Here is a 12,407-nt window from a genome sequence, read left to right on the forward strand (position 1 = left end):
CGGCCGGTATCTATATCTGGCAAATGCCTGATTATTCGTCCCGGCCGTCGCCGCTGCCACATATCCCGATGGATGCGCTCAGCGAAGTTCTGCAAGACTTTCGCTTGAGTGGCGTCAACTATGGCCGCTGCGAACTCCGGCACCCATGGAGCATAGACTTTCCGCAACAACAACTGCTTCGTTTTCACTTTGTCGGCCAGGGTCCATGCTGGATTCACACCGAAGCGCAAGGCTGGCAGGAGTTGCGCGATGGCGATCTGGTGCTGCTGCCGCAAGGCATCGCCCATCGGCTGGCGAGTGCGCCGGACGTGGTGGGCGATTCGCTCGAGGGCTGCCAGGTGATCAAGTTGGGCGGCAACGTTTGCGAAGTGATACGGCAGGGAACGGGCGCGACAAGCACCCTTTTCTGCGGCTCCATGTCTCTCGGCTCCTATGCGCTCAATCCGTTGATCACGTTGATGCCGCCTCTCATCAAGGGTTGCGACGTGGCCGGCAATGACCCGATGGTCGGCCCTTTGCTGGCGGCCATGACGGTGGAGGCCGCGCAACCGCAGATGGGCAGCGCCACCATCCTGTCGCGTATGGCGGATTTGCTGACAGCCAGGCTCATACGCTGCTGGGTCAATTGCAACGGCGCCTCGACCATCGGTTGGCTTGCAGCCATCCGCGACCCCCATATAGGGCGCGCTCTGGCGGCCATGCATCGCGACCCCGGCCACAGCTGGACGCTGGGAAGCCTGGCCGGCGTGGCAGGCCAATCGCGTTCGATTTTCGCCGAGCGCTTCAGCGCGGTATTGGGGGAGGGCGCCGCACATTATCTCGCCCGCCTGCGCATGCAGCTTGCCCGCGAATTGCTGGGCCAAAACGGCTTGTCTGTTGCCGAAGTCGCTACCCGTTTGGGCTATGATTCCGAGGCGTCCTTCGCCCGCGCGTTCAAGCGCATCACCAATGTCTCGCCAGGCGTTGTGCGCCGCACAATTCCCGGACGAATGGATATGAATTTCGGATTTTAAGGTACATAACATCCGGGCGGACTCGCCTATCTAAGATCTCCAAACTGTGGAGATCTTCCCGTGACTGACACAACATTACAGCTTGAAGACGCCGCCATTGGCCTTGATGCCGATGCACCAGCCGCGTGGAGCGCGGCCACCTGGTTCGCGGTCCTTTCATTGGCGGCCACCAGCTTTGCCCTGGTGTCTGCCGAATTCTTGCCGGCAGGTCTGTTGACGCCGATGGCGCGCGATCTCGGCATCAGCGAGGGAACGGCCGGACAGGTCGTCACCGCCACCGCTTCCGTTGGCGCCGTGACGGCCATGTTGAGCAATGTTCTCATCGGTCGATTGAACCGCAAGGCGGTGCTGGTTGGCCTCATGGCCCTGGCGGTCGGTTCCAATATTCTTGCGGCGCTGGCGCCCAATTTCTGGCTGTTGTTGCTGGGCCGGGCCGGACTGGGGATTGCTCTCAGCGCTTTCTGGGCACTTTCCGTTGCCGTCGTGGCGCGGCTGGTCGGCGCCAATGCGACAGGTCGCGGCATGGCGATCGTGACCCTCGGCGTCTCGCTCGCGACCATTGCCGCGCCGTCGATGGGTGCGTTGATCAGCGACTGGCTGGGATGGCGCAGCGCGATGGCCATGACGGCGGGGCTGGCCGCGCTTGCCATGCTGCTGCAGCTTCTCAGCCTGCCGACCTTGCCTGCGGCGGCAAGCAACAGCCTTGCAGACGTCTTTCGGCTGACACGGCGGCGTGGCATCCAACTCGGCATGCTTGCCATTGTTCTGCTGATGACCGGGCATTTTGCCGGCTCGGTCTATGTGCGCCCGTTCCTCGAACAGGTGACGCTCCTCACAACCGGGCCGATTGCCCTGGCGCTGCTCGGGTTCGGCATCGCCGCTGTGATCGGCAATATTGCCGGTGGCCGCCTGGCCGACACCAACATCCACATGGCCCTCGCAGTTACCGCCGCGTTGATGGCGTTTGCGGCACTCGCTTTGGTGCTTTGGGGCGCGCAAACCGGCGTTGCCTTCGGCTTTGTTACGCTGTGGGGCTTCGCCTTCGGCATGGCGCCGGTTGTGCTGCCGACCAATATGTCCCGCGCGGCGCCTGATGCGCTGGAAGCAGCAGGCAGCCTGATGGTCACTTCCTTCCAGGTTGCCATCACCGTCGGTGCGGTTGTCGGCGGTTATGTCGTGGACACCTATGGCGCTACGGGGCCTTTGACCCTAACCGCCGTCCTTGCCGCGGCGACGGCCGCACTGGCGCTGCTGCAGCCTCGTGGCTGAAACCTTGCTTCGTCTGACACGGGCGGCCTCAATCAGGCCGTCCGCGCCGTTGCAGCAGCGCTGCACAAGTTTATGCGCCGCACACGTTGCGTTTTGCCGCAATCGGCGGCTATGGGACGCCAGGCTTCGGCCGTTGGAAGGCAGCGACGATCAAGTTCTGCCTTCGTGAGGAGAATGACTGACATGAAGAAGTTTTTGCTCGTCGGCGTGGGTGTCGCCATGCTTGCCGCATCGGCCTGTTCGAAGGCGCCTGAATGCACGCAGGAGATTGCCGCCAAGAAGGCGCAGGAGATGACCGCCGCGCTGCAGGAGGCGATCACCAAGGATCCGTCCAAGGCCGCCGACCTGACCGCCAAGGTGCAGGCTGTGACGACCAAATATCAGGGCGCCACCACGCCGGCCGACGCCTGCAAGGCCTATGACGAGCTGACGGCCGCCATCAAGGGCTGATTCTTCGTTCGGAAATTGAGAAAGGCGGTGGCTCGAGTAGCCGCCGCCTTTTTTGCTGGTGTTCTTAAAGCGCATCGCGCTGACACGAAGGACGGCCGGCACGCACAGGACCCTGACACGTTGGCCTTGCTGTGGCTTGGGCCGTCGGAGACGCTGACATCGTCGGTTGCGCGCCACATGTCCGATCGCGGCAGAAAGGTGCCGCACCGAGCGGCCCGTGCTTGAGGAGCGCCGACCCGGCCGCAAGGTGGCCTGTCATTTTCCGACATCGAGCTGAGCGGAATCGCTCAGCTATCGCGCAGTGCAACCCCGTTCCGCGCTTTTTGGGGGAACCGCTTGAGAGTCAGTTTTTGGCGATGGAGCCAACTTCGACGGCATCGACGCGCTTGAGGCTCATGCCGATGACCGGCACCAGCTGCTGGTCGACGCGCACGGCGATGGTCACCGTCATCGAATTGTCGTCGGGAATGCGGGCCTGCATGACGCCGCGCAGCTGGTTGCGGTTGATGGTGAAGACGACTTTGCGGGCATCGACCACGTTGCCGCCGATGATGTCCAGGCCCGACCCCGCGGCGCCGCCCATGAAATTGCCCTTGTAGTCGCGGCCCTTGCGCTCGACGGTCGCCGACATTTTCTGGGTGAAGACACCGACGCGGCAGTCGCCATCGAGCGTCATGCCGGTCTTGTTGTCCGGCGTCGAGCCGTCGAAGCTGCAGGTGAACTTCGTGCCCTTGTATTTGCCGGCGATGATTTCGCCCGGGCCGACCCATTTGCCTTCAACGGTGCGGAAGAACTGCTTGTCGGGCTCCGCTGCAAAGGCTTTCCCGGTCGGGCCCAGAGGTGCTGCAAGCGCGACCAGGGGCAGGACGCAGGACAAGATTACGCTTTTCATAGACGACACCCGGCAACAAGGAGGCTGTTGTTGGACGACCATGAACAAGATTGGTTAATGCTTGGTGACCGCGAGAGGGCGTTCACTTGGTCGAGGCGGGTGCTTCATTCTCTTTTCTGGCCGCAAACGAGGTCAGCGCCGACAGGAAATCGCCCATACCCGGCCGCCTGCCGGCAATGAAGGGCAGGGGCCGCGCCGTCTCCATGGCAGCAATGCCGATACGCGCCGTCATCATGCCGTTGACCACGCCTTCGCCGAGTTTCGCCGAAAGCCGTGCGGCAAGGCCATGGCCGACGATCTGCTGGACAAAGCTGTCGCCGACGGCGATCGAGCCGGTCACCGCCAGATGGGCAAGAACGCTGCGCGCCAGCCGGAAAAAGCCCAGCGTGCCCGGCCTGCCGCCGTAGAGTTCGGACAAGCGGCGGATCAGGCGCCCGGCCTCGAACACGACATAGGCAACGTCTACGAGTGCGCGGGGGCTGACGGCGGTGACCAGCGACACGCGTTTGGCTGCTTCGAGGATCATCACCTTGGCTCTCGCATCGAGCGGCCCGAGAATTTCGGTCTCGGCCAGTCGCACCAGATTGCCGCCATCGATGATCTCGCCGCGCAATTCGGCCAGGGAGCGCCTGCCGGCCGCGGTTTCGGGTTTCGCAGCGACAAAGGCCGAAAGCTCTTCGACGACGGCCCTTGCAGCCTTCGGATCGTCGCGCGCCACGGCATCGAGCGCCCGCTTTTGCAGTTTTTCGACCTCGGCCAGCCGGGCGATAGCCAGGAATTCGCGCACCAGCACGACTGCGAGGGCCAACACGGCAATTGCGGCCATTCCCGCTGCCAGCCACCCCAGCCACTCTGCGCGCTCGAACAGGTCGCGGATGAGCTGGTCGGTCCACAGGCCGACGGCGAGCGAAACCAGCACGCCGACCGCGCCGAAAAACAGGCTGGCAAACAGCGAGCGCCTGCGCGGCGCGGTCGCCGGCGGCGGTTCGGCGGCGACAATGTCCGGCTCATCGAAGACATCGATCTCGGCCGGCACGACGACGGTGCGCGGCTTGCGCGGCGGCTCGGCATGGGGGCTGCGCGTTTCCTGCTTCGGTTCGGCCTCCGGCTCGATGCGGAAAGCTGCCGGTCTGCGGGGCGCGGTCATGCCAGATGGTCTCCGATCAGGAACTGCAAGGCGCGGTCGAGCCTGATATGCGGCAGCGACAGCGTGACGCCTTCAGCGGTGCGTTCGAGCTTTGGCGGGCGAAAGCGCACGAAACGGATCGCCGGATCGTCGCTGCTCTGCCGGTGGTCGGCTTCCGAAACGTCGAAAACCGCATCAATTTTCTCCGGCAAGTCCCCGGGAAATATGGCGGTTTCGGCTTTACCATCAAAGGTTTCGCCGTTGATCTTCTCGCCCTTCAGCGGCGTGCCGATGATCACCGGCAGGGTGTCGCGGCCTTGCTTGACCGTGCCTTCGCGCGTCGCGCGCACCGCCGCCATGGCGACCACATCGACATCGGCGCCGGTGAAATTTGCCCGCGCCACGGCGCGGTCGGCAAGCCGCCGCACGATTGCCTGCAGCCGGTCATGGCTTTCGTGATGCAAATGGTCGGCCTTGGTCGCGGCAACCAGGATGCGGTCGATGCGGCGTGAAAACAGGTCGGTGAGGAAATTGCCTCGGCCAGGACGGAAACAGGAGAGGATTTCGGTCACCGCGCGTTCCAGGTCGGCCATCGCGCCGGGGCCGGCGTTCAACGCCTGCATGGCGTCGATCACCACGATCTGGCGGTCGAGGCGGGTGATGTGTTCGCGGAAGAACGGTTTCACCACATGCGTCTTGTAGGCCTCGTAGCGGCGCTCCATCATCGCTTGCAGCGAGCCGGAGCGCGGCCGTTTCTCACCCTTGAGCAGCAAGGGCGCGAAGGTCAGCGCCGGCGATCCCTCGAGGTCGCCAGGCATCAGGAAACGGCCGGGCGGCAAGGTCGAAAGCGCCCGCTCGTCGAGCTTGCAGGCCTTGAGGTAGGCGGCAAAACTCTCGGCGAGGCGCCGCGCCGTCATCTCGTCGGCTTCGGCATTGGGTTCGATCCTCGCCGACAGCGCCCGCCAGTCCTGCGACAGGTCGGCCCGCACCGGCAGCATCGCCATCTCGAACGCCTCGCGCGAAAAATCGGCGAAGGATTTGCCGAGCAACGGCAGGTCGAGCAGCCATTCGCCGGGGTAGTCGACGATGTCGACCGACAATCGGCCGCTGGAAAACATCCGGTTCCAACCGGAGGCAGACTCATATTCGATGGTGAGCCTGAGTTCCGAAATGGCGCGCGTCGAGTCCGGCCAGACACGGTCGTTGACCAGGGCGGAGATATGGTCCTCGTACTGAAAACGCGGCACGGCATCGTCCGGCTGTTCCTCGAGGAAGGCGCGAGCGATCCGTCCCGACTTCTGCGCCTCGAACAGCGGCAGGCGCCCACCATGGATGAGATTGTGGACAAGGGCGGAGATGAACACTGTCTTGCCGGCGCGCGAAAGGCCGGTAACGCCCAGCCGAAGCGACGGCGAAAAAAGCCCGCTCGCACGCCCCGACAGCGTATCCAGGGCAATTCTCGCTTCGTCGGTGAAAGTGGTCAGCGATGATGCCAAAATCTGTTCTCTCGAGGCTTCCGTTCGCCCGATATAGGCTTTGCATCTCCAGTTTGAAATGGCGCCTGGACCTGGCCGGTTTCCGCTCAGAGATCGGCGGGCGTCAGGAAGGCTTCGAGATAGCCCGAACCTTGCGCGGCGTCGGTGAGGGTACCGTCGAAGCGCACGACCGCAAGGCCGGAGGTCGGGAAACCATGGTTCATGATGGCCCGCGCGGCCTCGTCGCCATCGCCCGAGACCGCCATGGCAAGGTCTTCCGTCATCGGATTGTGGCCGATGACCAGCAGCGAGCCGGGGCCGCCATTGCTGCGGATGATGGCGAGGTAGCCGGCGGCATCCTCGCTGTAGAGCGTGTCGAAGAACAGCACCCGGCCGGTATCGGTGTGGCCGGCGATGCCTTCCAGCGTCTGGCGCGCCCGCTTGGCGTTGGAGCAGAGCGTGATATCGGGGATGTAGTTGCGGGCACGCATCGCCGTCCCCATCATTTCGGCATCGGCAATGCCGGATGCGTCGAGCGGGCGATCGAAGTCGCGCACGCCGGGAAGGGCCCAGCCAGCCTTTGCATGCCTCAACAGATACAGTCTGCTCACCGGACCCCCAATGGTGTGCTGCCCACCAATGACACAACTGGATTAGCCACGAGAAAAGCCTGAGGCACAATGGGCGGCGGCGCCCAAGCGCAACGAATCATGTGCGAATTCGCCCGCGCCTTTCCTATGGAAGGCTTTGCTGAGGATCGCCCGCGCGGCATTAACAATTGCGTGAAACGCGCGCGGATTACGCTTGTGCAGCCTTCTCTGCGCGAATATATAGGCGCCAAATTTGGGGTTGTTGGGTGAGTCGAATGAACGATATCGTTACAGCCAATTACGTACCCTCCGAAGACGAGCCGTTCATGAACGAACGGCAGAAATCCTACTTTCGCCTGAAGCTCGTCACCTGGAAGACCGACATACTGCGCGAAGCGCGCGAAACACTCGAAATCCTGCAGCAGGAAAACGCCAACCACCCCGATCTCGCCGATCGCGCTTCCTCGGAAACCGACCGCGCCATCGAGCTTCGCGCCCGCGACCGCCAGCGCAAGCTCATTTCAAAGATCGATTCGGCGCTGCAGCGCATCGATGAAGGCACTTACGGCTATTGCGAGGAAACCGGCGAGCCGATCGCGCTGAAGCGTCTCGACGCGCGTCCGATCGCGACCTTGTCGATCGAAGCGCAGGAGCGCCACGAACGCCGCGAGAAGGTCTATCGCGACGATTGAGCCGCTGCCGTCAGGCAGGACTGTTTCATCAGAAATGGCCGGGTTTCCCGGCCATTTGTGTTTTTGGCCGAAGGGTTTAGTCGCACGAAGTTAAAGCGCGTTGCGCTGAAACGGATTTGTGCGACGCGCTTTAAGCGCCGTTCCGATCGGGAAGCGGCAAGATGTGACGGTTCGCCGGGCTTTATCGTTTCTGGCTGGCGAGTTCGCCGAGCAGCTTGGTCATCTCGTCGTCGAGAGACTGCGGTGCCTTCGCAGCCGGCTTGCTTGCCGGTTTGGGGTGCGAATCGTCGAGCGAGACCTCGAGCTCCCGCATCAGGGTATCGTCGATGGACTCATGCTTCGGTGGCGGGGCCTGCCGGGCAGTATTGGCGGCGGAGCCATAGGCCGGCAGCGGTGTCACATTGCTCGCCTGGTAGATTTGAGCCGGTTTCGGCGCCGGTGCGGCCTGGCGCGGCGGAACGGCGGCTGGAGCAGCCCTTACCGGTTGCGGCGGTGGCGCCTGCCTTGCGGGCGCGGTGGGAGCGGGTTGTGCTGCGCGCGGCCGCGGCGCCTGTTGCTGCTGGCCAACACCGCCATCGCCGGTCAATGCCGGACGGCGTGGCGCTGCAAGTCTGATATCGCGCTCGACGACAACGTCGGTCGGGCCGCCGATCAAAAGCAGGTGTTCGATGTCGTCGCGACGGATGAGCACCAGCCGGCGGTGGCTGTCGACCGCCGTCGCGTCCATGACCGCCAGCCGTGTCTTGCGGTTCCTGCCGCCGGCAACGAAGGTGCCGAAGGTCAGGTTGCGGACCAGCCTGATGATGATGAGCACGATCACCAGCAGGACAAGGGCAGCAAACGTCCACAGCAGCGCTGCGGCATATCCGGGACCCGCCACATTATCCAGCCACTGCATCGGTGCCCCCAATCGGCTTTTGAAGTGGAGGGACACTAGACCGTTGCGGCCAGCCACCGCAAGTTGCCTTCACGCTTCGTGAACAGCTTGAAAACACCGACGCGTCATTTTTATCCGACATTTGCCGCCAAGGCCTTTTCCGGATTAGGAGAATGTGATTCAACCGGCCGGGGGCGGTGTCGGACAACTCACGAGCAGGGGGCATATGGCCAGGGAAACGCGAGGCGATTTCTATCCGGTACCGATCGTCGATCAGAACACGCGGCCAGGCGCGGTTACCCGGCTCATCGTGTTCATCATCGTCCTGACTGGGGCCGCGATCGTTTTCGGCATTTTCCGCGAGCGTCTTGGCGATCCGTTCCTGCTCGGCATGCTGGGCGTGCTTGCCATGATCGGCGTCGGCTTCCTGTTCGCCACGGCCATCGGCTTCGTGCAGATCGCGCCGCGTTCGACCGGGGACGAACTGTCGAAGGCCTTCGTCGATTCGATGTCGCAGGGCCTGATCGTCACCGACACCAAGGGCCGCGTCGTCTACGCCAACCGGGCCTACGCCGAGATGACCGGTGCTGCGTCGGCCGCCGATCTGAAGACGGTCGAAGGCCTGCTTTCCGATGTCCCCGAAGCTTCGGTGACCATATACCGGCTGGCCTCGGGCTTGCGCGATGGCCAGGCCGGCGACGGTGAGTTCCGGCTGGCACAGTCGATCCGGCCGGGCGCCGAACCCGGCGCGCGCTGGTACCGGGCGCGGGCCCGGACCTTCAGCGTTCCCGGTCAGCGCCTGCCGATGCTTGCCTGGCAGCTTGCCGATATCTCGCAGGAACGGGCCGAGCAGGAGCGTTTCTTCCTCGACTTGCAGAAGGCCATCGACCATCTCGACCATGCGCCGGCCGGTTTCTTCTCGGCCGACCAGGAAGGCCGTGTCACCTACATCAACGCCACGCTCGCCGAATGGCTGGGCATCGATCTGGCGAGCTTCACCCCTGGCGCCGTGACACTCCCGGAAATCGTCGCCGGCGACGGCATGGCGCTGGTGCGCTCGGTCAAGGCCGATCCCGGCACCACCCGCAACGCCGTCATCGATCTCGATCTGACGACGACAACCGGCGAGGCGGTGCCGGTGCGCTTCATGCATCGGGTCTCGGCCAGCCGAGAGGGGACCAACGGTCCGACCCGCACCATTGTGCTCAACCGCACCCAGGGCGAGGACGCATCGGCCGACCTTCGTGCTTCGGAAGTGCGCTTCACCCGTTTCTTCAATTCGACGCCGATGGCCATTGCTGCCGTCGACAATGGCGGCCGCATCCTGCGCACCAACGCGCCGTTCCTGTCGCTGTTTTCCTCCGTCGTCGACGGCGACGCGGTTGACCGCCGCGTGCGGCTGGACACCGTGATCCATGAGCGCGACCGGCCGGCCTTTGCCGCCGCCTTCGAGAAGGCGCGGCTGAGGCAGGCCGACATCGAGCCGATCGACACGCTGCTGCCCGGCAATGAGGAGCGTCACATCCGCTTCTACGTCAACGCCGTCGCCGACGGCACCGGCGAGGGCGCCGACGAATCGGCCATCGTCTATGCCGTCGAGACCACCGAGCAGAAGGCGCTCGAGGGCCAGATGGCGCAGAGCCAGAAGATGCAGGCTGTCGGACAGCTTGCCGGCGGCATCGCCCACGACTTCAACAATGTGCTGACCGCCATCATCATGGCGTCGGATCTTTTGCTGACCAATCACCGTCCGTCGGACCCATCCTTCCCCGACATCATGAACATCAAGCAGAATGCCAACCGGGCGGCCTCGCTGGTGCGGCAGTTGCTCGCCTTCTCGCGCAAGCAGACTTTGCGGCCGGAAGTGCTGAACCTGACCGACGTGCTTGCCGATCTCCGGATGCTGCTTGCCCGCCTGGTCGGCAACGAGATCAAGCTGAAGGTCGACCACGGCCGCGATTTGTGGCCGGTCAAGGTCGATATCGGCCAGTTCGAGCAGGTGGTGGTCAACCTCGCCGTCAACGCGCGCGACGCCATGCCGGCCGGCGGCGACCTCACCGTGCGCACCCGCAACGTCACCGCCGAACAATGCAAGAGCTTCTCCTACCGCGAGCTCACGCCTGCCGACTATGTCGTGGTCGAGGTCGAGGATAGCGGCTCGGGCATTGCCCCGGACGTGCTGAAGAAGATTTTTGAGCCGTTCTTCACCACCAAGGAAGTCGGCAAAGGCACCGGCCTTGGCCTGTCGATGGTCTATGGCATCATCAAGCAGACCGGCGGTTTCATCTTCTGCGATTCCGAAGTCGGCAAGGGCTCGACCTTCCGCATCTTCTTGCCGCGCCATATCGTGGAGGCGAAGAAGCCCGGCGACGTCAGCGAGGCGCCGGCTGCGCCGGTGAAAGCCGCCGACAGCGCCAAGGACCTGTCGGGCTCGGCCACTGTGCTCCTCGTCGAGGACGAAGACGCCGTGCGCATGGGCGGCTCGCGGGCGCTGACCTCGCGCGGCTATACCGTCCATGAGGCCTCCTCGGGCGTCGAGGCGCTGGAAGTCTTCGAAGCGCTCGGCGGCAAGGTCGATATCGTCGTGTCCGACGTGGTGATGCCGGAAATGGACGGACCGACGCTGCTCGGCGAACTGCGCAAGCGCCAGCCCGACATCAAGTTCGTCTTCGTGTCCGGCTATGCCGAAGACGCTTTCGCCAGAAACCTGCCGCCGGACGCGCAATTCGGCTTCCTGCCGAAGCCGTTCTCCCTCAAGCAGCTGGCCACCGTGGTCAAGGATGTGTTGGAGTCTTAGGGCGCCCTAATTCAAAGCTTGCGCAATGACGTGACGCTGCCATGATTGCAGGCGAAACGGGCGGCGGGTATTGGGGAGCATGTCGTGACGCCGCACAACGAGGCTGCCAGGGGCGACTATGCCGCAACGGTGCTGTTACCGGGCGATCCGCAACGCGCCGAGTGGATGGCAAAGACATTTCTTGAGGCACCGCGCTGCGTCAACCGCCGCCGGGGCGCACTCGGCTTCACTGGTCTCTATCGCGGCCGTCCCATCAGCATCCAGGCCACCGGCATCGGTGTCCCGTCCTTCCTGGTCTATGTGCATGAACTCCTGGATGTTCACGGCGTCAAAACGCTGATCCGCACAGGTACCTGCGGCGGCCTGACACCCCGCGTGCCGCTGCGCTCCTTGGTGATCTCGCAGTCGGTGCGCGCCGAAAGCGACCAAAGCGGCCAGGTCTTCGGCCTCTACGATGCTGCCGCCGGGCCCGATCCCGGCCTGTTCGCCCACGCTTTGGCCTGCGCCGCCCAGCTCGGCATCGACCACCAGGCCGGGCTGACCATCTGCAGCGACGTCTTCTACCACCCTGTAGGGCGCGACCGCTTTGCCGAAGCGCAGGCGCTTGGCGCTCTCGCTGTCGATATGGAAACCAGCGCACTCTACCGAATCGCGGCGCATTTCGGCGCCCGCGCGCTGTCGCTGCTGACCGTCGTCGACAACATCGTGACCGGCGAACAGACTGCCTATTCCGAACGTCAGGCGCTGTTCACCGATATGGCGCGGCTCGGGCTCGACGTTGCGGCGGAAGGCTAGCTTCCTCAGGCCGCTTCGCGCTTCGGCGTCAGCTCATCCATGTCTGGCCGGTGACCGCGCAGATAGAGCGCGCAGGTGGTACGCAGCATCGACGCGAAGTTGGGAATGGCGCCGTTGATCTCGATCGCCTCGTCATAGAGTTTTGAGATGAACTTCGGCGTCGTCAGGCCCTGGCTGTCGGCAATTTCGTCAAGCAGCGCCCAGAACGTTCCTTCAAGCTGGATACTCGTAGAGTGACCGTCGATGCGGATCGACCGGTTGATCTGTCGATAGCCTTCCGGATCCTGCCCGGCAAAAACCCTGCACATCCTTACCTCCCGATATTGTTGGTTTTGGGCGCAGCGTGTCGCGCCTTCAAGTTGTGGTTGTCCCTGCATGTTCGGCCTTGTGGGCCGAATCGGCAATCGGACTTTCGTCTTTAGGCGCTGGCA

12 protein-coding genes are annotated in these 12,407 nt (G+C 63.8%); 6 read left to right on the plus strand and 6 right to left on the minus strand.

Annotated elements, in window-relative coordinates:
- Positions 1 to 23 precede the first annotated feature (23 nt).
- From ACYG9Z_RS26990 to ACYG9Z_RS27000, 3 genes are all read left to right on the plus strand, one after another.
- A complete protein-coding gene (locus ACYG9Z_RS26990; RefSeq protein ID WP_023688656.1) occupies positions 24 to 1,013 on the plus strand; it encodes an AraC family transcriptional regulator in 990 nt (329 codons plus the stop codon).
- A gap of 60 nt (positions 1,014 to 1,073) precedes the next feature.
- Positions 1,074 to 2,282 carry an MFS transporter gene (locus ACYG9Z_RS26995; RefSeq protein ID WP_023688655.1) on the plus strand — a complete coding sequence of 403 codons (1,209 nt, stop codon included), beginning with the start codon at positions 1,074 to 1,076 and terminating at the stop codon, positions 2,280 to 2,282.
- Positions 2,283 to 2,465: 183 nt separating this feature from the next.
- On the plus strand, positions 2,466 to 2,732 hold the full coding sequence (locus ACYG9Z_RS27000; RefSeq protein WP_023688654.1) for a hypothetical protein: 267 nt from the start codon (positions 2,466 to 2,468) through the stop codon (positions 2,730 to 2,732).
- A 343-nt stretch (positions 2,733 to 3,075) separates the two neighbouring features.
- On the opposite strand, the gene ACYG9Z_RS27005 is transcribed toward ACYG9Z_RS27000, so the two are convergent.
- The 4 genes from ACYG9Z_RS27005 to ACYG9Z_RS27020 form a co-directional block, all read right to left on the minus strand.
- The gene (locus ACYG9Z_RS27005) at positions 3,076 to 3,624 is read right to left on the minus strand and encodes a hypothetical protein (RefSeq protein WP_023673495.1); all 549 of its coding nucleotides are present in this window, start codon (positions 3,622 to 3,624) and stop codon (positions 3,076 to 3,078) included.
- A gap of 82 nt (positions 3,625 to 3,706) precedes the next feature.
- On the minus strand, positions 3,707 to 4,771 hold the full coding sequence (locus ACYG9Z_RS27010; protein ID WP_023693368.1) for a YcjF family protein: 1,065 nt from the start codon (positions 4,769 to 4,771) through the stop codon (positions 3,707 to 3,709).
- Positions 4,768 to 6,246, minus strand: a complete 1,479-nt coding sequence (locus ACYG9Z_RS27015) for a YcjX family GTP-binding protein (RefSeq protein ID WP_023673493.1) — start codon at positions 6,244 to 6,246, stop codon at positions 4,768 to 4,770. The genes ACYG9Z_RS27010 and ACYG9Z_RS27015 overlap by 4 nt, the downstream gene beginning before the upstream one ends.
- Positions 6,247 to 6,332: 86 nt before the next feature.
- Positions 6,333 to 6,836, minus strand: a complete 504-nt coding sequence (locus tag ACYG9Z_RS27020; protein WP_023696494.1) for a SixA phosphatase family protein — start codon at positions 6,834 to 6,836, stop codon at positions 6,333 to 6,335.
- Positions 6,837 to 7,090: 254 nt separating this feature from the next.
- Between ACYG9Z_RS27020 and dksA the strand changes: the two genes are divergently transcribed.
- A complete protein-coding gene (gene dksA, locus ACYG9Z_RS27025) occupies positions 7,091 to 7,507 on the plus strand; it encodes an RNA polymerase-binding protein DksA (RefSeq protein WP_023673491.1) in 417 nt (138 codons plus the stop codon).
- 181 nt (positions 7,508 to 7,688) lie between these two features.
- On the opposite strand, the gene ACYG9Z_RS27030 is transcribed toward dksA, so the two are convergent.
- Positions 7,689 to 8,405 (minus strand): flagellar biosynthetic protein FliO, encoded by a 717-nt coding sequence (locus tag ACYG9Z_RS27030; protein WP_023693371.1) that lies wholly within the window; start codon positions 8,403 to 8,405, stop codon positions 7,689 to 7,691.
- 205 nt (positions 8,406 to 8,610) lie between these two features.
- Here ACYG9Z_RS27030 and cckA point away from each other — a divergent pair, with 205 nt between their 5' ends.
- Positions 8,611 to 11,181 carry a cell cycle histidine kinase CckA gene (gene cckA / locus ACYG9Z_RS27035; protein WP_023707485.1) on the plus strand — a complete coding sequence of 857 codons (2,571 nt, stop codon included), beginning with the start codon at positions 8,611 to 8,613 and terminating at the stop codon, positions 11,179 to 11,181.
- Between the two features lie 84 nt (positions 11,182 to 11,265).
- Positions 11,266 to 11,976: a purine-nucleoside phosphorylase gene (locus ACYG9Z_RS27040; protein WP_023712397.1), complete on the plus strand. Its 711-nt coding sequence runs from the start codon at positions 11,266 to 11,268 to the stop codon at positions 11,974 to 11,976.
- Positions 11,977 to 11,981: 5 nt separating this feature from the next.
- On the opposite strand, the gene ACYG9Z_RS27045 is transcribed toward ACYG9Z_RS27040, so the two are convergent.
- On the minus strand, positions 11,982 to 12,284 hold the full coding sequence (locus ACYG9Z_RS27045) for a ribbon-helix-helix domain-containing protein (RefSeq protein ID WP_023670924.1): 303 nt from the start codon (positions 12,282 to 12,284) through the stop codon (positions 11,982 to 11,984).
- Between the last annotated feature and the right edge of the window lie 123 nt (positions 12,285 to 12,407).

The organism is Mesorhizobium sp. RSR380A (genome assembly GCF_054719385.1).